At 72.5% G+C, this 19,790-nt stretch carries 16 protein-coding genes; 1 reads left to right on the plus strand and 15 read right to left on the minus strand.

The window, feature by feature from the left end:
• Positions 1–18 precede the first annotated feature (18 nt).
• The 15 genes from KSF81_RS31200 to KSF81_RS25615 form a co-directional block, all read right to left on the minus strand.
• Complete coding sequence (locus KSF81_RS31200; RefSeq protein ID WP_305801211.1) at positions 19–2,457, minus strand: VCBS domain-containing protein; 2,439 nt, start codon at positions 2,455–2,457, stop codon at positions 19–21.
• Complete coding sequence (locus KSF81_RS25550; RefSeq protein WP_217381357.1) at positions 2,351–4,723, minus strand: hypothetical protein; 2,373 nt, start codon at positions 4,721–4,723, stop codon at positions 2,351–2,353. Before KSF81_RS25550 ends, KSF81_RS31200 begins: the two co-directional genes overlap by 107 nt.
• A gap of 205 nt (positions 4,724–4,928) precedes the next feature.
• Positions 4,929–5,105, minus strand: coding sequence for a hypothetical protein (locus KSF81_RS25555; protein ID WP_217381358.1), 177 nt, complete (start codon positions 5,103–5,105; stop codon positions 4,929–4,931).
• Complete coding sequence (locus tag KSF81_RS25560) at positions 5,080–5,418, minus strand: hypothetical protein (protein ID WP_217381359.1); 339 nt, start codon at positions 5,416–5,418, stop codon at positions 5,080–5,082. Before KSF81_RS25560 ends, KSF81_RS25555 begins: the two co-directional genes overlap by 26 nt.
• On the minus strand, positions 5,415–5,981 hold the full coding sequence (gene gspM / locus KSF81_RS25565; protein WP_217381360.1) for a type II secretion system protein GspM: 567 nt from the start codon (positions 5,979–5,981) through the stop codon (positions 5,415–5,417). Before gspM ends, KSF81_RS25560 begins: the two co-directional genes overlap by 4 nt.
• Positions 5,978–7,057 carry a PilN domain-containing protein gene (locus KSF81_RS31205; protein ID WP_217381361.1) on the minus strand — a complete coding sequence of 360 codons (1,080 nt, stop codon included), beginning with the start codon at positions 7,055–7,057 and terminating at the stop codon, positions 5,978–5,980. The genes gspM and KSF81_RS31205 overlap by 4 nt, the downstream gene beginning before the upstream one ends.
• The gene (locus KSF81_RS25575) at positions 7,054–7,668 is read right to left on the minus strand and encodes a prepilin-type N-terminal cleavage/methylation domain-containing protein (RefSeq protein ID WP_217381362.1); all 615 of its coding nucleotides are present in this window, start codon (positions 7,666–7,668) and stop codon (positions 7,054–7,056) included. The genes KSF81_RS31205 and KSF81_RS25575 overlap by 4 nt, the downstream gene beginning before the upstream one ends.
• Positions 7,665–8,045 carry a type II secretion system protein gene (locus KSF81_RS25580; protein ID WP_217381363.1) on the minus strand — a complete coding sequence of 127 codons (381 nt, stop codon included), beginning with the start codon at positions 8,043–8,045 and terminating at the stop codon, positions 7,665–7,667. The genes KSF81_RS25575 and KSF81_RS25580 overlap by 4 nt, the downstream gene beginning before the upstream one ends.
• A complete protein-coding gene (locus KSF81_RS25585; RefSeq protein ID WP_217381364.1) occupies positions 8,026–8,475 on the minus strand; it encodes a prepilin-type N-terminal cleavage/methylation domain-containing protein in 450 nt (149 codons plus the stop codon). Before KSF81_RS25585 ends, KSF81_RS25580 begins: the two co-directional genes overlap by 20 nt.
• A gap of 4 nt (positions 8,476–8,479) precedes the next feature.
• On the minus strand, positions 8,480–8,911 hold the full coding sequence (gspG, locus tag KSF81_RS25590) for a type II secretion system major pseudopilin GspG (protein ID WP_217381365.1): 432 nt from the start codon (positions 8,909–8,911) through the stop codon (positions 8,480–8,482).
• Positions 8,912–8,939: 28 nt separating this feature from the next.
• A complete protein-coding gene (locus KSF81_RS25595) occupies positions 8,940–10,196 on the minus strand; it encodes a hypothetical protein (protein WP_217381366.1) in 1,257 nt (418 codons plus the stop codon).
• Between the two features lie 183 nt (positions 10,197–10,379).
• On the minus strand, positions 10,380–10,991 hold the full coding sequence (locus KSF81_RS25600) for an SCO family protein (protein WP_217381367.1): 612 nt from the start codon (positions 10,989–10,991) through the stop codon (positions 10,380–10,382).
• Positions 10,988–11,614: an SCO family protein gene (locus KSF81_RS25605; RefSeq protein WP_217381368.1), complete on the minus strand. Its 627-nt coding sequence runs from the start codon at positions 11,612–11,614 to the stop codon at positions 10,988–10,990. Before KSF81_RS25605 ends, KSF81_RS25600 begins: the two co-directional genes overlap by 4 nt.
• Positions 11,611–13,476, minus strand: coding sequence for a hypothetical protein (locus KSF81_RS25610; RefSeq protein ID WP_217381369.1), 1,866 nt, complete (start codon positions 13,474–13,476; stop codon positions 11,611–11,613). Before KSF81_RS25610 ends, KSF81_RS25605 begins: the two co-directional genes overlap by 4 nt.
• On the minus strand, positions 13,473–18,263 hold the full coding sequence (locus KSF81_RS25615; RefSeq protein ID WP_217381370.1) for a hypothetical protein: 4,791 nt from the start codon (positions 18,261–18,263) through the stop codon (positions 13,473–13,475). Before KSF81_RS25615 ends, KSF81_RS25610 begins: the two co-directional genes overlap by 4 nt.
• 743 nt (positions 18,264–19,006) lie before the next feature.
• Here KSF81_RS25615 and KSF81_RS25620 point away from each other — a divergent pair.
• Positions 19,007–19,636: a prepilin peptidase gene (locus KSF81_RS25620; RefSeq protein ID WP_217381371.1), complete on the plus strand. Its 630-nt coding sequence runs from the start codon at positions 19,007–19,009 to the stop codon at positions 19,634–19,636.
• The last annotated feature ends 154 nt before the right edge of the window (positions 19,637–19,790 follow it).

A 19,790-nucleotide genomic window follows, 5' to 3' on the forward strand; every position in this document is an offset into this window, starting at 1 on the left:
GCCAGACTCCCGCCAGGCTCAGGCGATCACCTGGATCTCGCTGGCCAGCAGCGCCGGGGTATTGGTGAAGATCGCCAGCAGCACCGCCGCCGCCGTGCCGGTTCCGTCCACATCCCAGCGGAGCGCGCCGCTTGGCCGGTCATAGAGGAACTGGCCGAAACCCGCCGTCGCCACGGTGCCGTTCACGAAGCGGGCAGCATCCAGGACGCCGAGGGCCGTCTCCAGCCCGCCCTGGAACCCGGCGGCCGAGATCTCGATGCCGTCCTCCGGGATGTAATAGGCCAGGATCGTGTCGCCCCCCTCCGCCGCCGAGGCATAGCGGAACACGTCCAGCCCCGCCTGCCCGTTCAACTGGTCGGCGCCCTCACCGCCCTGCAGCGTATCGTTGCCGGCGCCGCCGAACAGCGTATCCGCGCCGGCGCCGCCCGAGAGCCAGTCGTCGCCGTTGAGGCCCGAGAGGCTGTCGTCGCCATCGAGGCCGGAGAGGCGGTTCGCGGCGTTGTTGCCGATGATGCTGTTGCCCAGTTCGTTGCCGGCGCCATCGGTCGCCTGGCCGCCGGTCAGGGTCAGGTTCTCCACCGCCGCGCCAAGGGTGAAGCTCACCAGGGACTGCACCAGGTCGATCCCCTCACCCAGCAGTTCCACCACCAGATCGCCGAGGTCGTCCACCACATAGAGGTCGTCGCCGGTGCCGCCCGCCAGGCTGTCCGCGCCGGCTCCGCCATCCAAGGTGTCGTTGCCGCCGCCGCCGAGCAGTGTGTCGCTCCCGCCCAAGCCCTTGAGCAGGTTCGCCGCGCCATTGCCGGTGATGCTGTTGTCGAGGGTATTGCCGGTGCCGTTGATCGCCAGGCTGCCGGCCAGGGTCAGCGCCTCCACCAGCCGGGGCAGGGTGAAGGTGATGGAGGAATGGACGCTATCCATTCCCTCGCCGGTTTCCTGCACCACATCGCCGGCATTGTCGACGATGTAGAGGTCGTCCCCCAAGCCGCCGATCATCAGGTCCGCGCCGGTGCCGCCATCCAGCAGGTCATTGCCGGAGCCGCCGAGCAGCGTGTCGAGTCCCGTCCCGCCGAACAGCAGGTCGTTGCCGGCGCCGCCATCCAGCGAGTCCGCATCCTGGCCGCCATCCAGCAGGTCGTCGCCATTGCCGCCGAGCAGCGTGTCCATCCCCTGATAGCCGAAGAGCCGGTCATTGCCGTCATGCGCGTTCAGCAGATCGGCTCCGAGGCGACCGATCATCAGGTCATGGCCGGCCCCGCCCAGCATGCTGTCGCCGGCCGTGGTCCCGACCTGGTAGTCGTTGCCAGTGCCGCCCTGGTACTTGCCCATCCGGGGCGCCGCCTGGACCGTGTCGTAATCCTGATAGCCAAGCACCAGCGTGGTGGTGGCGGTATTGCCCAGGCCATCCGCCACGCTGAGGCCGACCGCATCCGCGAAGCCGATGCCGGTGCCCGACACCGCACCATCCGATGTCTCAATGTCGGGGGCAAGCGCCACAGGGCCTGCGATGTATTCCACCCGCCCGGCATTGATGTCCTGCTGGCTGAAGCTCGCGCCCACTCCGATCGCGACGCCGTTCAGCAGCAGCCGGCCGAGGGGCGCGGCGGTGATCGTGTAGGTCACGCCGGCGCTTCCGGGCGAGGAGGCGAAAAGATCCTCGGCATCGAGCCGCAGGCGCAGTTCCGCCGCATCCAGCGCCGTGGCCAGCGCCGAATGTCCCACCACCAGCCCGAAGGGCGTGGTGATGTTCACCGTGATGGTGGAGGAGGCGCGGTCGCCGGCGCCATTCCCGTTCGCCACCGTGTAGTGGAAGACCTCGGAGACAAGCGGGCTGGTGCCCAGCGCGATGGTGTCGGGATCGGTGTGGTCCAGTACGTAGCGGTAGCCGCCATTGGCCCGGAGGAACAGCGTGCCGAACCGGCCGCCTATCGCCGCTTCCTGAGTGGCCGGGTCGAAGACCAGCGGCGCCTGCGCCAGGTTGTCCCAGGAGGCTTCCCGCACGGTCAGCGGCACACCGAACGGAACGGCATCGGGATCGCTGAAGTTGTCGGCGAGGCTTCCCACCCGCTCCACCGGGCCGGTCAACCCGGCGCCGATGGTGCCGAGCGCAATCAGCACGGCCTCCGGCGTGACGATCGGCTGGTCATTGGTGCCGCGGATCTGCACTGTGATGGTGGAGGAGGCGCGATTCTCCGCCCCGGCCCCATTGGCGACCGTATAGGCGAAGACGTCATTCACCCTTTGCCCGTCGGTCAGTGCCTGGACATCGTCATCCGCATTGTCGAGCACGTAGCGGTAGTCGCCATTGGCCTGGATATACAGGTTGCCGTAGAGGCCGCTGAGCGTCGCCTCAAAGATCCCGGGCGAGGTTTCCAGGAAGACCAGGTCGATCTGGGGCTGGTCCTGCCGGGCGCCCTGCGTCACCCGCAGCGCCGCCGCCTCCCCCCGCGTCGGCATCGCCGAGCACCCCCGCGGTGGCCAGGCGCCCGATGACGGCGCTCGAATGCTCGACGCCGAACCCGGCCTCCGACAGCGGGACCGGATTGGCGATCAGCGGCACCGCGGTCGGCCGGTCGTTCACCCCCTGGATGGTGATCGTGATGTCCTGCCGTGCCCCGCCGGCGCCGCCGCCCACCACCTGGCCCAGCAGGGAAGTGCCCTCATAGCCGACCGCAAGCCAGGTCGCCACGACCCCGCCGCCCGGCAGGGCCATGATTTCGCCGAGTTCCTGCGTTCCCTGTCCCTGCGGGCTGACCGGGAAGCCGGCGCCCTCGGCGGTGCCCAGGGCGGTATAGGCCTGCGCGAAGACCGTGGTGCCCTGGCCGCCCAGTTCCGACCACAGGATGGTGAAGCCGCCGCCCGCCGTCGCCGCCACGCGCGGCCCGTATTGCAGGCCGGCAGCATCGCCGCCATCCGCCTCGAAGCGATTGCCGACCGCCATGCCATCGGCCGAAAAGACCTGGCCCCGGACCCTGGAATCCTCCAACCCCTGCCAGATCACAACGAAGCCGCCACCTTCCAGCGGCACGGCTTCCAGATCCACGGCAAGGACCGGGTCGAGGTCACCGCCAACCAGCAGGATGTCGCCCCGCGGGCTGCAATCCGCGTTGAAGAGGCGGATGCAGACTTCGGAAGCGCCGCCGCCGCTCTGCCAGCACAGGACGAAGCCGCCATCCGCCAGCGGCGTGGTGCAGAGCCCGCCATACTGGTCGGCGGAGTACCGGGCATACCCCAGATCGTTCGCATAGACGGGCACGCCAAGCTTCTGGCCCTGGCTGTCGAACATCTGGAAGATCACGCCGATGAAGCCGGTATCCAGCTCAGCCCAATTCCAGACCGCGACGAAACCACCCCCGGCGAGGCCGATGACCTGGCTGCCATCGACATCGGGCAGCAGGGATTCGCCCGTGGGCGCCTGGTCCGGCGTGATGCGGGATTCCGCCGGCGTCACCAGGTCGGGGCCGGGCAGCTTGGTGGCACCGTCCGGTCCGGTCTCGAAAATCTGGCCCTGCAGGAATGAGGTGATGCTGGTCGGGTTGCCGGGAAGCGGATCATCCCGCTCCTCCTGCGACCGCCAGGTGACCAGGAAGCGGTCATCCGCCAGGTCGATCACCTCCGGCAGGTCCTGGTTGCCGGGCAGGGTGGTATTGGCGAGGAATTCGGTGCCGATCGCAACTCCGCCGGCATTGAAGACCTGACCGGAGACGGCATAGGACAGTTCGCCGCCGCCGGCCCCGGGCAGCGGCCCGGCATCGCCATCCGAGCGCCACAGCACGACGAAGCCGCCGCTGCTGAGCGCCGCCACCGTCGGGGTCTGCGCGCCAAGCTCCGGGCTGCTGGTATTGACCCGGAATTCGTCCGTCGTCGCATGGCCGCCGGCGTCGAAGAGCCGGGCATGGACGCTGGGGAAATCCTCGCCCTCGCGGATCCCGGTCCAGACCAGCACGAAGCCGCCGCCGGCCAGGGCCGCCATGCGCTGGTCGTGTTGCTCGATCGCCGGAGTCGGGCTGGCCGCGAATGCCGCATTGGTGCCGACGCTGACGGAATAGACCTGCGTCAGGGTATCGCCCGCGCCAAGCTGCTGGATCGCGCGGTCATCCACCGCGAAATTCCAGGTGACCTGGCCGGTTCCCGGGCCGGTGTCCTGATGCGTCACCGAGAAGGTGCCGAGGGCGACGGGGCCGACCGCCGCCTCGCTGCTCACCACCGACTTCAGGTCGAAGCGGACGCCATGCAGGCTGCCGGCATCCTGGTCGGTGAAGCCGAATTGGCCTGAAGTGGTCAGGATGGGCGGTGCCGGCGGCGCCGGCATGTTCTGGTCCTCGGTCAGCGTGCCGCTGACCTGGCCACCGGGAGTGATCACGACCGGGTCGTCGCGGTCCAGCACCCCGAGCGTGAAGCTCCGCTGCAGGGTCACGGGCATGCCCGCCTCGGTGAAACTCGCGCGGAGCGTCAGCGGCACCTGGGACGCCGCCTCGAAATCCAGGGCGATGCCGGGCTTCAGGCGGAGCGCCGGGGCGCCGCCCGAGACATCCACCTCGAAGCGGCTGTCCGGCAGGCCGCCGCTACCGAGCACCTGGAAGCTCACCGCGAGAGGCACCGGCGCCGCCACGGTGAGCATTCCGATCACGGCGCCGGCCTGGTTTTCAGCGACAAGGCTGTTCGAGAGAGCGAGGCCGCTCCCGTCGGGCCCGGCATCCGTAAAGGCCAGGGGCGTCACCATGCTCTCCACTCCGTTCCCCACAGATCGAGGGTCATTCTGGGGGCAAAGCGAATCTGCGTCGTTTCAAATAGGTGTGTATATTTATCTGGATGAGCCAAAATATTAAAATACCAAAGTAATCCTATTGCGCTTCATGAAAGAAGCAGGGATTCGGGTCCTGCTGCTATATTGCATACTGTCCGCGAGTAGATCCTTATCCCGGCAGCTATTCTCCCCGGGCAAGCCCCTCCGCCGCCAGTGCCCGTGCCAACAGGGTGAGCCGCTGCTCGCCGCGGGTAAGATCCACCCCTTCCGCAAAGATGCGCGCCACCCGCCAGCCCTCGACCTCCTCGCCCTCCACCACCCGCGCCGTCCGGTCATCCGCGAGCCGCAGCAATGCCACCGCGCCTTCCGGCCGCAGCACCACGCCGCTGGCAGCCGCGGGCGGCGGCGATTCCCGGCGCGGCCAGCATGAGGGGCACCGGCTCCGGCGGTGGTTCCGGCGGCCGCCGGGTGGCGGCGAAAAGCGGGCGGGCCACCTGCTCCGGCCAGGGTCCGGCAGCCGGCCCCGGCGGGGGCGGGCTGGCGGGGCGGGGTGGCGGCGCCTCGGCAAACCCGGTGGGCACGGGCAGGTCGCCAGGGCCGCCCTCCCCCGCCAGGGCGAGCCAGCCAAGCCCGCCACAGGCCAGCAGCAGCAAGGGCAGCCGCAGCCTCATGGCGCCGCCTCCGGGCCGCCGCGCAGCCCGCGGAGTTCGATCTGCACTTCCAACTGCCGCAGCGCGGCCCCGCGCCCGGCGGCCGGGGTGAGGCTGAGCGAGGCCACCTGCAGCAGCATTCGGCCGGTTTCCAGCTCGGTCAGCAGGTCGCGCAGCCCGCCGGGCTCGGTCTGCAGTCGGGCTCGCACGCCGATTATGCCATCTCCGGCCCGGCCTTCCGGCAGGGTCTCGATGCTCTGCACGATGCCGCCATGCCGGGCCGCCGCTTCCCGCAGCCGGCGCTGCAATCCCGCCCCGGCCAGCGCATGGCTGCCGCCCGGCACGCCCTCCGCCGCGCCGGCCAGGGATTCGCGCAGCCCGGCCACCTCGGCCTCCAGCGCCGGGCGGCGGGAGGCCAGGGCGAGGGCGCGCGATTCCACCGCGAGAGCGCGGTCCTGCCGCAGCACCAGCGCCTCCCGCGCCTCCATCCAGGGCGTCAGCAGCAGCGCCCATGCCAACAGCAGCGGCAGCGCGAGCAGACCGAGCGCTGCCAGCCGCCGCACCGGTTGCGAGAGCCCAGTCATCGCCCGGCCGTTCGCAGCGGATCGGCCGCGGCCGGGACCACCAGGCGGAGCGCGATCTGGAAACGCTCCGCCGTCTCGCGGCGCTCCCGCGTGACCGGTGCGGAGAAGCGCACCTCGCGCAGCATGGGCGAGGCATGCAGCAGCTCAAGCAGCCCATCGGCGCGGGCGGCAAAGCCGGTCAGCGAGAGCTGATCGCCAGTCAGCCGCAGTTCCGAAAGCCAGACCTCATCCGGCAGCCGCTCCGCCAATTCCTCCAGCAGCACCACCGCGGCGGGGCGATCGCCACGCAGCGCCGCCGCCAGGTCCAGCCGCGCCCGCAGCGCCGCCGCCCGCTCCTCCAGCGCCAGCACCTGGCCGGCCGCGACGCGCGCCGTGGCGGCCCGCGCCTCCAGCGCCGCCACCGCGGCCTCGCCCTGCCTGAGATCCTGGAGCGCCAGATGCAGCAGCAGCAGCGCCACACCGGCGGCGAGCCCGGCCTCGGCCAGGCTGCGCCAACGGCGGCGCGGCGGAGCGAGCGCATCCAGCGGCACGCCGGGCCAGGCGGCATCCGGGTCCGGCCGCGCGACGATCGGCGCCACCAGCCCGGCCTCGCGCAGCGCAGCGGCGGTGCCGGCGACCAGATGCCGCGGCAGCATCGCCACCTCCACCTCGATCCGCTGCTGCTCCGGCAGACGGCGCAGGACGCGGGCAGTCCAGACCACCTCATGCGCGGCGAAGGGAATATGCTGCTCGATCTCGAAGCCGAGCACGGCGTCGAGCCTGGCCTCCGCCGCTTCCGGCAGCCGCAGCACCCGCCGCAGCACCCAGTCCGGCAGCACCGCCAGCACCAACCGGTCCTCGGCGGCGAGGGCCCGGATCGCCGCGCCGCGCCGGGCGGCCGCGAAGGGCAGCAACGCCCGCCAGCCGGTGCGCGTGGCGCGCGCGACAAAGGGCGCCTCGCCCCGCAGGTCGAGCAGGTGGCGCGGCCCGGCGCGGCGCAGCCGGGCCGGCAGCATCTCCGCCAGTTCCTCCCGCCACCAGCGCCCGAAGGCGCGCCCCCGGGCCGCCAGCGCGGCGATATCGCTGCGGCCGCTCATGCCCCAGGCATCCGGGTGGCGGCCAGACGCGGCGCGACCAGCAGCGGCGGCCAGTGGCGCGTATCGCCCGGCTTGAAGGCGATGGCCAATCCCACCACCGCCGGCAGGGCGCTGGCCTCTGACCATGCATCGTGCCAGGCCGCCGCCTCGCGCGGCCGCGGCACGCCGAAATAGCGCAGGCGGAGCATCGCCACATTCTCCAGCAGCAGGCGGCCGGCAGTGCCTTCGCCCTCGGCCGCGCCGCGCAGCGGCCGCCAGCGCAGTTGCACCGCCTCCGCCTCGCGCCGCAATCCCACCAGCGCGAGCCCGGACACACCGAAGCGGCCAGGCAATTCGGTGATGAAGGCCAGGCGCTCCGCACCGCCCTCGAAGAGCACCGCCGGGCGGCCGCCTGATCCCTCGCCCACCACCGGCACGGCGGCGAGCAGCCGCAGCCGCAGCAGGTCCTGCACCGCCGTCAGCGCGGTATTGTCGGCAACCGCCACCGCCCCCGCCCGCCCCACCAGGCCGAGACTCGCCAGGCCCAGTGTCGAGACCAGGCCGAGCAGCACCAGCCCGACCAGCGTCTCCACCAGGGTCATGCCGGGGCGCGCCAGCCGGAGCCGCGTCATGGCGCCACCGCCGGGCCGGGCCGCAGCGTATCCAGCGCGAAGCCGCCCACCGTCACCCGCACCGGGAACAGCGCCGAACCACGCGGTCCCGCCTCACCGGTGCCGATCTCGACTCGCCAGGGGCCCTCCGCCGCGCGGCCTTCCCAAAGCCCCGTCCGTGCCGCGCCCGGCGGCGCATGGGCTTCGAGCAGGGATTGCGCCAGCAGCACGCCGGCCAGCCCTGTCTCGCGCTCGCCCTTGGCATGCAGCGCCCGGCCAAGCGGCGGCAGCACCGCCGCCACGGCGCCGCCGATCACCACCAGCGCCACCAGCGCCTCCACCAGGCTGAAACCAGGTGCCCAGGGACCAGGGCTGCGATCAGGGCCGTGCACGGACATGCCCCGTCAGCCAATCTACCTCGACGGCCGAGGATAGCGCGCCGAGCGCCACCCGCACCCGCCCGCCGGTGGAGCCGCCCTCGGCATCGAAGCGGATGGCGATACGGCCATCGGCATCGGCCTCCGCCGCCGCGCCTTCCACCAGCAACGCCGCGCCCTGCGGCACCCGGCCGGTGCGGCCCCCCTCGGCGCGGCGGAAACTGCCGAGCGCGGTGTCGAAGACCACCCGCGCCTCCCGCCCTCCGCCGCGCGCCGCCAGCCGCGCCTCGCGCAGCATCGCCGCCGCATCCTCCGCCGCCGCGCGCACCAGCCCGCCGTGCCCCGCGCCCCAGAGCCGCGGCAAGGCGGTGGCCGCGAGCGACAGGATCAGCAGCACCACCAGGGTTTCCAGCAGCGTGAATCCCGGGGCACGGAGAGGGGAAGCGCGCATGCGGCTACCAGCTCGTCACGTCGCGATCCTCGGCGGAGCCGCCGGGACGGTCATCGGCGCCGAGGGTGAACAGGTCGTAGGGACCGTTCTCGCCCGGCACGCGGTAGCGGTAGGGGTGGCCCCAGGGGTCCTGCAACTGCTCGGACTTGCGGACATAGGGGCCGTTCCAGCGCTCCTGGCCTGCCGGGCGCTGCACCAGCGCGGCCAACCCTTCCTCCCGGCTCGGATAGCGGCCGATATCCAGCCGGTAGAGGTCGATGGCGGTGATCAGCCCCTGCAATTGCAGCTTCGCCGCATCGTGCCGTGCGCCACCGAGATAGCGCATCGCCTGCGGCGCCGCGACCGCCGCCAGCAGCCCGAGGATCACCAGCACCACCAACAATCCCACCAGGGTGAAGCCGGGCCGCACCGCCCGCCGCCTAGCGCCTGTCCGCATCGGAATCCGCACCGCCCTGCCCTTCCCCCTAATTCAGCCGGGCGGCGCCGGGGCCGCGCCGGACGCGCCCCTCGCCATCCACCTGTACCAGCCAGACCGTCTCCAGGCCGCCACCGCGCGGCCCGCCCGCCAGGCGAAGCGGCGGCAGCGCGCCCGTCTCGAAGGCATCGCCGCCGGCCAGCGCCGCCGCCATCCGCTCTCGCGTCAGCCCGTGCCCGGCGCGGCGCAGCGCCTCCACCACCACCTCGCCCGCCGCATGGCCGAGCCGGCCGATGATTCCGCCGCGCGCCGCTTCGGCCGCGGCGAAGCGCTGCCCGGCCAACCCGCCGCCGCTGCCCTGCGGCAGCCCGAAACCCACCGTCACCGGCCGTCCGAGCGCCGCCGCCACCGCGGGTACTGCCTGGCCCGCCACCGAACCCGGCAGCAGCACCGGCAGGCCGAGCCCGCGCAGCGGCGCCACCGCATCGGGCAGTGCGCCAGGCTCGGCGAGCAGCAGCACGGCGCTTGCCGCAGGCGCCGCCTCCATCAGTTCCGCGGGACCGACGATGCGCGGCTCGGCACCAGTCAGGATGGCGAGCCGCTCGATGATCCGCCCCGCCAGCATCTGGTCCGCCGGAGCGGTGCCGGTTGCCAGCAGGGCCTGCCCGGGATCCTCCAGGCTCCGCAGCAGCGCGACCCCTTCCTCGACGGCGCCGGGCAGCAGGGCGAAGGCCAGCGGCCCCGCCTCCGGCGCCGCGCGGACCGACAGCAGCGGCGCACGGGCCTCGCCCGCGGCGCCCGCCGCCGCCGCATTCGCGGCTTCCGGCAGGGCGGATACCACCGCCAGCACACCGGGCGCCGGCAGCATTCGGCCCAGCGCCGCCACGGCTTCCTCCGGCGATGCTGCGCCCATCCGCACCGCTTCGATCCGGCGGCCGAACACGCCCTCCGGCGCGGCGGCGGCAAGCGCCCTGGTGAAGGCGGCGGCAAAAGCCTCGCCCTGCGGCCCCGGCGGCAGCAGCAGGCCGAGCCGCAGCCGGTCCTCCGCCACACCCGGCACGGCGCGATGGTCGAGCGTCCGCAACCAAGCAACAAGGGCCTGGCCATCCTCCAGGGTCAGCGCATAGCGCGGCATGGCAGGGTCGAGCGCCCGGCCCCCGGCACCGACCCCCTGCGCCACCGCGCGCAGCAGCCGGGCCTCGTCATAGGCTGGACGCTCCGCGGTGGCGCTGGCCAGCACGGACCAGGCGAGCGGCGGCGGCCGCACCCCGGCCTCCGCCCGCCCGCCGCCCCCCCTCGGCGCCATGGCAGCCGGCGCAGGGCAGCGCGGCTGCGGTCAGCACGGTGCCGCCGGCGGCGATGGCACGCGGCGCCGGCATGCCCGGACGGGCACCCCGGATGAACAACGCTTCACCAGGATCGGCCAGCGCCGGCACGGCAAGCCAGCACAGCGCCGCCCCGGTGCCCAATACCAGTCGGGTCCGGTGCGCTAACCTGCGCATCGCGCGGCATCCGCCACCGCCGGTGCGCGGGCGACCTCGGCAAGCTGCAGCCCCGCCGCCGCGGCCGGGGTATCCGGGCGGATACGGGTCCAGCGGCGTGCCGGCACGTTCCCGGCGAGCAGCAGCGTGGTGTGCCGGTCCGGCCGCTCCTCGTCCACGGTCTGGCCGAGGCGGCGCGCCACCTCCCGCAGGTCGGCGGCGGCGCCGGTCAGCAATTGCCAGTCGGCATAGCTGCCGAAGCGCGCCGCCCAGGCTTTCAGCCGCTCCGGCCGGTCGCGCCGCGGGTCGGTGGTGAGGTGCAGGATGCGCGGCGGCGGGCCGGATTGCGCCGCCGCATCGGCGATCTCCAGGCTGCGTGCCGCCAGCAGCGGGCAGGCATCCGGGCAGGAGGTGAAGATCCAGCCGATCAGCACCGTGCGGCCGCGCAGCACGTCGTCATAGAAGCGCACCTGCCGGCCTTCCTGGTCGAGCAGCAGGCGATTGGTGAAGTAGTCCCGCTCGCGCCCGTCGCAATCAAGTTCGGCGGCAGCCGGCCGCGCCATGGCCAGGCCTGCGGCACCGAGCAGCAGGCCGCGGCGGGAGATCGGCCCGGCGCTCATGCCGCGGCCCTCCGCGCATCGAGCGCCGCATTGACCGCCGCCGCGATCGCCTCCGGCGCCGGCAGGCCGGAGAGCCGCCGCATCTCGCCCCGCAGCGGGTCCAGCACCACCACCATCGGCGCGTGGTCGGCGCCCGGCGCCGGCCCGCCGAGGCGGCGCAGCACCTCGTCCAGCGCATTGACCGGCACGTTCACCAGGGCCCAGCCGGGCCCGGCATTGAAGCGGCGGCCATAGGCGGCCAGCTCCTCCGGCGTATCGCCGAAGGGATCGAGGCCGATGCTGAGCAGCCCCGCCTCCCCCGGCAGCCGCGCCGCCAGCAGCTCCTGCGCCCCCGCCATGGCGGCGGAAACGACGCCGCACAGCGAGGCGCAGCCGGTGAGCACGAAATCCACCGCGACCACCCGGCCGCCAATCACCTCCGAAGCCAGGCGCCGCCGCCGCCGCGCGGCATCCACCACGCGCGGATCCGGCAGTGGGCCACGCAGCCGAATCACGCCTGCCCCCGCCGGAACCGGCGCGGTAGGCTGCTGCCCGTCCTGCGCCGCCGCCGGCCAGGCCGCCATCGCGCCAAGCAGCAGTCCAAGCGCCTGCCGCCGCCTCGGCTCCCTCGCGACGCGGCTCATGGCGCCACCGCCCGCAGCGTGATGTGCGGCAAGCTGCCCGGTTGCAGCCCGAGCGAGGCGGATTCGACATAGAGATTCACCGGCCCCGGCCGCGGCGGCTTCACCGCCGCTTCATACAGCCCGTCGCCCAGCGGCCGCATGGGCAGTTGCATCTGCCAGTGGCCGGCGAATTGCACCACCCGGGCCACCATATCGGCGGCCTCGCGCCAGGCGCCCTCCGCTTCCGGGCCGTGCAGCCGCACCCGCAGCATTGCCGGCGAGCCATCCAGCGGCACCACCCTCCCCTCCGGCCCAGCCAGTTCCAGGCCGAGGCGCTGCGCCAGCGGTTGCGACGCCGCGGCCTCGCCCGGCAATTCGACCTCGAAGCAATGCAGGAAGCCGCCGCCCTGCTGCATCACCGGCACCACATAGCGGCCAACGGCGGGGAAAACGGTCTGGGTTTCGTATTGCCCAGGCGCCGTCTCGCGCAGGCCGCGATCCACCGCCATGATCGCCAGCGGCCGGGCCTGCGGCGTCCGCAGCGCGCCGGAGGGCGCCGCCATGCCTTCCATGTAGACATGCACCGCCTGCTCGCCCGGTGCCGCGATCAGCGCCGCCCCGTCACCCGGGGCGATGGCGATGGTGGCGCCGAGCGCCGCATCCGCGACGAGCCCGGCATCCCCCACCGCAATGCCGGCGATGGCGGGCGTGCCGCCTTCCACCAGGCTGCCGAGCGCGATCAGCGCGATCTGCGGCGAGCCCTCGCGCTGCACATAGGCCTGGCCGCGGCTGAAGCCGACCCGCAGCGGCCGGCCCTCCAGCGGCACCCGATGCGCCACCACGCCGCGCCCGAGATCGATGACGGTGAGCCGCCCTTCCTCGGGCTCCGGCACCAGCAGCAACCGGCCGCTGGGGTCCGGGAAGAGCCCGGACGCGGCAGGCGCCACCTCCCAGCTCGCCACCGGCCGCCCGTCCGGCCGCAGCGCGAGGACCCGGCCCTCGGCTCGGTCCAGCAGCAGGGCCAGTTCGGCCAGCGGCGACCAGGCGATGTCGCTGAAGCCGCCGCCGAGCGCCGGCAATGGCCGCGACGCTGCCGCCTCCAGCACCGCCGCGCCCGCTGGCGAGGCCACCACCGCCCGGCCCTGGCCCGCGGCCGTGACCGCATGCGGGCCGGGGCCGGCCGCCAGCCGCGCCGTGACCTCGCCGCTGGCGCGCTCGATCACCGCGACCGTCTCCTGCGCGCCCGCCGCGCCGTCCTGGCCGACCCAGAGCCGCAGCCCGCCCGGGTCCAGCGCCATCCGCGCCGGCCGGCCGCCGACGGCGATGCGGCGGCGCTGCACCCAGCGCCTGGTATCGACCTCCACCACCTCGCCGGTCTCCGGCAGTGCGACGAACAGCGCGTCGCGCGCCTGGTCCTCGGCGAAGCCACCGGGGCGGTCGCCGAGATTCACCACCGCCAGCAGCCGCGTGCGGGTATTGCCGCCCAGCGGGTCCAGCGCATAGACCGCGCCGTTGTCGCCGAGATAGACCAGTTGCCAGGCATTGAGGTCGATCTCGGCCCGGCGTCCGAGCCGCGCCTGGATCAGCCCCCGCACCCTTTCCCGGCACTCGCTGGCGTGCAGCGTCGCGCGTTCCGCCCAGGCGGCCGGGCGCAGCCCCCGCGCCGGGCCGCCATCCTCGGCGGCGAAGCGCAGGTTGAGCAGGGCAAGCTCCCCGGCCCGCGGCGCGCCACCGGCGGCGCCGCGGATCTCCAGCGTGGCGGTGAGGCCGGCCGCGCTGTGGCTGGCCCGCACCACTGTCTCCTCCGCGCCGGCCGCGCCGGTGCCGAGCAGCAGCGCGGCCACGGCCAGTTGGCGGGCCGCCATGGGGTGACGGCGGATCATGGCTTCACCCTCAGGATGCCCCATTGGCCGCCATCGAAGGCATTCGGGAACATGTTGCGGAACAGGTAGTCGCCGGAGATGCGGAACGGCCCGCCCGCCTGTTCGACGACGACGTTGTGGTGGTTGCCCGGCGCCACCCCCTCCCGCGTGCCGAGCCATTGCCCCGGACGATAGCCGGCCCGCCAGGACTGCCCCTCGATCCGCTGCGACGGCACGGCCCCTGCCGCATAGGGCCGTTCGACGAAGCTGTGGCCATGCAGGGTGAAGGCCCCGGTGCGCATGTGCCCGCCAGGCTGCAGCAGGTGGAACCGCGCCTCCTGCCCCGCTTGCGCCGCGAAGATCGGCGTCCGCGGATCGGCGCCGGCGATGGCGTTCGACAGGGCCCTCGCATAGTCGAGCCCGTTGGTGATGCCGAGACTCTCGCCGGGCGGATGGCCAAGCCGGAACCACATCGGCTCGGTGCGGAAGTTGTAGCCGTGATGCCCGGCATCCTGCGAGTCATCGAGGCCGATGCAGCCGGTCTGCGTGACGCTCGGCTCGATCCCGCCCTCCTTGGCGGCATCGGCGCCGGCGATGCAGATCGGCCGATTGCCGGCGCGCAGCGACAGATCGTCCTGCGCGATGAGGACGAAGTCGCGGAAGCTGCGGCCCTCGGGGGTCGTGACCGTGGCCTGCATCCGGGTATTCGCATCCTCCGCCCATTGCGCGCCCTCCGGCAGCACGACCAGGGCACCGACCAGCCCCTTGCCGCTCTGCCGGATGCGGTCGGCCGGCATCAGGTTGACGCCGCCGAATTCCACCGGGGTCGGCACCAGCCGGATCTGGCCAGGCGCGACCGCCTGCTCCTGCAGGATGCCGGCATACCAGCGGTAGGTGATGCTCCGGCCCGAGGCCGCGGTCTGGCTGGTGCTGCGGACACCATCGCGCAGCGCCGCATTCAGCCCGACATTGGCGCCGTCGCTCCGGCTGAGGTCGCTGGTGACGAGCTGCGCGTGCAGGCCCACCTCCATCGAAGGCCGCAGCTGGTTGGCGTTGAAGCGATCCACCAGGAAGGGCAGCATCATGTAGTTGTGGTTGGCCGGGGCCACGACCTGGCTGGCCCAGGTGGCCGGCAGCCGGTTGGTGAGCGTGACCTCGATGCAGTCGCCCGCCGCCGCACGCAGCACCAGCGGCTCCACCGTGCGGCCGGGGAGCAGCTTGCCGGCCGAGAGGTCGCTGTCGAGCACGTAGAAGGCGCCGGTCGGATCGGTGATGGGGCCGGGCTGGCCGCCATAGTTGCCGACCCGGCTGTTGTAGACGATGCCGCTCGGGCCGACCGCCACGCTGGCCGCGACGGCTGAGACCGCATAGCGCCGTACCGGCGCGTTGCGCGGGCAGGCGCCGTTGAACTCCGCCAGGTTGGTGATGACCGAGGTGGCGCCCGCGCTCACCGTGCCGGTGCCCGTGCTGACGAAGCGGCGGGCCGGCGGCGGGTTGTTCGGCAGCGGCCGCAGATTGGCCTGCTCGAACTCATAGGTCCGGGCCAGGCCCCAGGTGCCGTTCCAATAGCCCTCGATCCCGCCCGAGGCGGCGTAGAGATGGTCGACCGTGGGCGCCAGGTCGCTCTCCGGCGGAACCACCGACAGGCTGATCTCGAAATGCTCCGAAATGCCGAGCTGCTGCCCATTGCGCCAGCCCGAATGCGGGTCGTCGGGATCGGCGAGCCAGCGGGCTCCATGCATATGCGCGACATGCGGCTCCTCATGCGCGCCGGCCAGCAGGCGGACCCGGATGCGGTCCCGCTTGTAGGCCCGCAGCATCGGCGTCCAGGGGTCGCCCGGCGAGAGCCCGGCGGTCAGTGGCGGATAGCTGGTGGGCTGCCGATTGAAGTCCGGCAGTGCCCGCGGCACGTCGGAGCGGAAGGCATAGGCCAGGTCGCCTGCCCGACCGGCCGCCTGCCCGCCATTGCCGCTGCCATCGGGGCGCGGCGCATTGGGGTCGAAGACCCGCAGCGCCAGCGGCTCGTTGCGGTAGTTGACGGTGAAGGTGCCGACATCGGCGACCGAGATCGCCTGCGGGCAGGGCGCCCGGTCGCCGTTTTCGCAGTTGTTCCCGCGGCCGATCAGGTAGGGCAGCGGCAGGCGCTCCCGCGACGGGCCGTTCACCACCCGCGCCGGATCGGGGATCGGCCGGCCATTCCCGTCCACGCCGCCACCCCTGGCATAGGCATGCACGAAATCGGCGACCTGGAGGGTGAACTCGCGGAAGGAGTCCTGTGGATCCGCCGTGATGATCCGCGCCGCCCAACTGGTCGGGCCGCCGTCGGCGCGCTGGTAGCCCAGCCGCTGGTCGCTTTCGGCCTCCAGCCAGGTCGACCCGGCAGGCTCGATGACGATCGAGGCGTAGAGGCCGGTCTGCTGATGCGTGGAGGGGCCGAAATGGTCGTGGGTGAAGACCGCGCCCTGCTCACGGGCTTGGCCGGTCGAACCCTTCAGCGGGTCGGCATACCAGCGCTGGAAGGTGGTCATGGCGCCGACCCACTGCCCCGCCACGGGGAAGTCGCCACCCTCCGAGGCGGTAAGGGCCGGTCCGGCGCCGAAGAAGGGGTGCGGTACCGGCAGGGGGCAGTCCGGCCCGGTGTCGCTGCCGCCGCAGCCATTGTGGCGGCGGATCGCGCGGATACGTTCGCGCACCTCGGCGGGCGCCAGCGTGCCGTCCTCGTAGTTCCAGCCATTGCTGGAACCGTCGGCCGAGGTGACGTCGAACTTCACCAGATGGATATGCTGGCCGATGATGTCGGTCGGCGTCCTGATCTGGTAATCGTCCAGTTCATAGACACTCGGCACCAGGTTGGCGTGCTGGTACTCGACGCAGTCGCCAGCATGCACACGGAGGACCAGCGGCTCGGGCGGCCGGGCCCCGGAGAGCGTGGGCGCCACATCCTGCCAGAGGGCGGCCATGCGGGCCTGCGGGAAGTGCCAGCCGGCGCGGTTCAGCGTCATGCCGACCTGGATGGCGGCGCCCTGGTAGGTGCGCGGCGTGGCCGCGCCGGAGCTGGCCGCTCCGGTATCGGTCATGCAGGGGTCGGCATAGGGCGCGCCATGCACCGGTGGCCGGCCATTCGTCACGAAACGCCGCGGCGTGCCGTCATGCGTGACGCTCTCGTGGCTGCGCAGCGCATGGAAGGCCATGGCCGCGCGCTCCCGCGGCTCGCCCTGCTCGTCGAGCCAGCGGACATTGAGCTCCTCGCTGACCTTGTCCATGTCGAGGCGGGTGAGCTGCGAATGCGCGGCGCCCGACAGCACGACATGCCGGCGCAGGCCGCCGTCATGCAGCGTGTCGAGCGGCGGCCGCGGCGCACGATGGCCGGCCTGGCCGGGGATGAAGAAGGGATAGCCGGGATTGTCCGCGGCCTCGGTGCCCTGGGAGGCCAGCACCACCTGGCCGTTCACGACATGCGCCGTGGCGGGCATCGGCGCCAGCGCCATGCCGGGGATGGGCACCAGCGCATAGATCGGCGTGCCACTGGCGATCTCGCCATCCGGATAGGCGCGGGAAAAGGGCGCGGGGCGGCCATCCGGGCTCAGTTCGGTGCCCTGCTCGAAGGTGTCGTGGACGCGCCAGAGGCCCCACATGCCCTGGGCGAAATGCGGGTAGAGGTGGCAGTGGAAGATGCTGTCGCCGACCGTCTGGTTGCGGTTGCCCGAACCGTTATAGGCGATCTCGTAGGTGCGGCCGGTGCCCGGCGCGATGAACTGGCTGTCGAGGTAGGAGGAATCCGCGTTTTCCGCATTCGCCAGCCACTGATGCGCATGCAGGTGGAAGATGTGCTGCTCCGCCCCGGCATGCAGGTTCCGCATCCGCAGGCGGTCGTTCAGGTAGCTCGGGAAGACATTCGCGGGGTCCGCGGGATAGAGCGCCCGCGTCGCCCGCGGCGCATCCGGGTCCGCCGTCCCGTCGGACCGGAGCCCGGCGCTGGCCGGCACATCCGTGACCAGGGCCGGGTCGTTTCCGGCCCAGGCGGTGAGGAAGAAGTCCTCGTACTTGCACTCGGCGCAGCCGGCGGCCGGGCCGAGGCCGAGCCGGTTGGCCAGGATCTGGTTGCCGATGCCGGTGATGCCGTAATTGATCCCGAAGGCATCGCCCACGCCCTTCAGCGTGTGGCCGAGTTCCGGGTCGTCGAAGTGCGGGAAGCCCTGGATCGACTTCACCTCGTCATGGAAGATGATGGTGAATTCGCGGAAGGCCTCATTGCGCCGCCGCGGCAGGGCGCCCGTGTCCTGGGGGATCGTCGCGTTCGGCTCCAGCACCACATTGCCGGTCGAGACCGAGGTGAGGTCGCCGCGGTTCGGGCCGGTGATGATGGCATGCAGGTCGCCATGCATGATGGCGTTGCCCTGCAGCATGGCCAGGATCGGCCGGCCGGCATGCGGATGTCCCGCCGGATAGGCGGCGTCGTAGTCGATGCGCGGCTGGCCGGTCGGCAGCAGCACCGGCCGGCCCATGGCGTCGCGCTCGGTCGCCAGGTCGAGGTCCGCCCGGGTGACCTGGCTGCGGTACCACTCGGCCCCTTTCGGCTGCACCGTGATCGCGCCGAACATGCCGAGCGCGATGGAGCCGAGATTGCCCTCCCCACCGGTGGTGACCGCCTGGTTGTAGAAGAGGAAAGTGCCCTCATGCGCGGCGTGCAGGCGATAGGTGGTGCTGGCGCCGGGAGCCACCAGGCTGTTGACGTTGCGGCCGACCTCGGCGCCGTCGTCGCGGATGCTGCGGGTGTAGTTGAGGCCGGTGGCATGCAGCCCCGCCATCCGCGTGGCCGTCGGGTCCCCATTGGAACTGGCGCCATTGTCGGGGGGAGCCATCCGGGCTCAGCAGGTTGGTGAAGGTGACGGTCAGGCAGTCGCCCTGGTTCATCCGCAGCACCAGGGGCCGTGGCCGGTGGTCGTCGCGCAGCCGGACATGGCCGGGGCTGAGCGAGGTGCCGCCATCGGTCGCGACCACGTCCCGCCGCAGCGCGTAGATCATGAAGGCGGGGTAGTGGGAGCCGTAGCGGTTGAACTGCACCGCCTGTTCCAGGGCAACCACATCCGCGGTGAGCTGCCGCGCGCATTGCGGGCCCGGCGCCGGGCGATCCTGGGCCGCGGAGCGATCGCCGGAGAGCAGGACGGCAAGGGCGGAGGCAGCCAGGACGCGCCACGCCATCGGCCGAAACGCACCGGAATGGTTGTAACTCATCGTGATTCCTTCACCCGAATTCCCGGAACCGTCGCGCTTTTTCGACAACATGGGCGCCGGAGGGCGCTTCCGTTGCCGATTTTGTATACGAGGCGTGCCGGCCTTACTTAACGGAAGCATAACGATACGTTTCGGCGACGCTCTTCACATTTTGTGGACGAAATGAGAAATCGCCCTTCGATTGCTCTTTTCTCCGCAAAATTCGCCTTACCCTTGAGGGGCCGGCCAAATCTCAATACAATCTACTCGCATTCCCGAGAGCATTCTTTCGGGCGCCGCAAGGACGGCACGCCCTTTGGCCATGACGGAATACCATATGCTCGGGGTCATCCTCGGCGCGGCCGGGGCGGGGTCGCTGCTGGGTGGCCTTGCCGACTTGGCCGTCCGCCGGCTGGCCGGCCGCCCGCCGCAGGCCTGGCCCTATCCGGCCATGGCCTGCGGCGCGGCGCTCGCCCCCTTGGCGGCCCTGCTGCTGCCGGCCGCTGCCTGGCCCGCCGCAACGGTCTTCGGCGCCCTTCTCCTCGCAATCGCCTGGCTCGATCTCCGCGCCGGCATTGTCCATGCCGCGCTGGCCGTGCCGCTGGCCCTGGCGGGGCTCGGGCTCGCCGCCTTGGCCGGAGCAGCGGTGCTCGCCGCCGCCCTGGCCGGGCTGGCGCTGGGCTATCTCGGCTTCCTTGCCGTGGAATGGGGCTTCCGCCGCCTGCGGGGGCGGGAGGGTCTCGGCCGGGGTGATGCCTGGGTGCTCGGTGCGGCCGGCGCCTGGGTGGGGCCGGGCGGGCTTGGCCTGATGGTCGCGCTGGCGGCCGCCCTTGCGCTGGGCATGGTCCTGCTGCGCGACCGCCGCCTGGCGCCGGATGCCGCGGTGCCCTTCGCGCCGGCTCTGGCCGCTTCCGCCTGGCTGGTCTGGATCGCCGGCGGCGGCACCGCCTCCTGGGTGGCGCCGTGACCACGGAAGCCGCCGAGGCCGGGCGCCGCCTCTCGGCGCATCTGCTGGCCCGCGGCCTGCTGGCGCCACCCACCCTGGCACGTGCCGAAGAGGCCCGGCGCGGCACCGGCGAGACGCTGGCCGGTGCCCTCCTCGCCCTTGGCCTGCTCGGCGA

The organism is Siccirubricoccus sp. G192 (genome assembly GCF_019084075.1).
In the GTDB taxonomy this organism is placed as follows: Bacteria; Pseudomonadota; Alphaproteobacteria; order Acetobacterales; family Acetobacteraceae; genus G192.

Bases quoted from the DNA above. Each gene is read 5' to 3' on its own strand.
- KSF81_RS31200 (WP_305801211.1), bottom strand. From the start codon at position 2,457: ATGCCGACGCGGGGGGAGGCGGCGGCGCTGCGGGTGACGCAGGGCGCC.
- KSF81_RS25550 (WP_217381357.1), bottom strand. From the start codon at position 4,723: ATGGTGACGCCCCTGGCCTTTACGGATGCCGGGCCCGACGGGAGCGGC.
- KSF81_RS25560 (WP_217381359.1), bottom strand. From the start codon at position 5,418: ATGAGGCTGCGGCTGCCCTTGCTGCTGCTGGCCTGTGGCGGGCTTGGC.
- gspM (WP_217381360.1), bottom strand. From the start codon at position 5,981: ATGACTGGGCTCTCGCAACCGGTGCGGCGGCTGGCAGCGCTCGGTCTG.
- KSF81_RS31205 (WP_217381361.1), bottom strand. From the start codon at position 7,057: ATGAGCGGCCGCAGCGATATCGCCGCGCTGGCGGCCCGGGGGCGCGCC.
- KSF81_RS25575 (WP_217381362.1), bottom strand. From the start codon at position 7,668: ATGACGCGGCTCCGGCTGGCGCGCCCCGGCATGACCCTGGTGGAGACG.
- KSF81_RS25580 (WP_217381363.1), bottom strand. From the start codon at position 8,045: ATGTCCGTGCACGGCCCTGATCGCAGCCCTGGTCCCTGGGCACCTGGT.
- KSF81_RS25585 (WP_217381364.1), bottom strand. From the start codon at position 8,475: ATGCGCGCTTCCCCTCTCCGTGCCCCGGGATTCACGCTGCTGGAAACC.
- gspG (WP_217381365.1), bottom strand. From the start codon at position 8,911: ATGCGGACAGGCGCTAGGCGGCGGGCGGTGCGGCCCGGCTTCACCCTG.
- KSF81_RS25595 (WP_217381366.1), bottom strand. From the start codon at position 10,196: ATGGCGCCGAGGGGGGGCGGCGGGCGGGCGGAGGCCGGGGTGCGGCCG.
- KSF81_RS25600 (WP_217381367.1), bottom strand. From the start codon at position 10,991: ATGAGCGCCGGGCCGATCTCCCGCCGCGGCCTGCTGCTCGGTGCCGCA.
- KSF81_RS25605 (WP_217381368.1), bottom strand. From the start codon at position 11,614: ATGAGCCGCGTCGCGAGGGAGCCGAGGCGGCGGCAGGCGCTTGGACTG.
- KSF81_RS25610 (WP_217381369.1), bottom strand. From the start codon at position 13,476: ATGATCCGCCGTCACCCCATGGCGGCCCGCCAACTGGCCGTGGCCGCG.
- KSF81_RS25615 (WP_217381370.1), bottom strand. From the start codon at position 18,263: ATGGCGGGGCTGCATGCCACCGGCCTCAACTACACCCGCAGCATCCGC.
- KSF81_RS25620 (WP_217381371.1), top strand. From the start codon at position 19,007: ATGCTCGGGGTCATCCTCGGCGCGGCCGGGGCGGGGTCGCTGCTGGGT.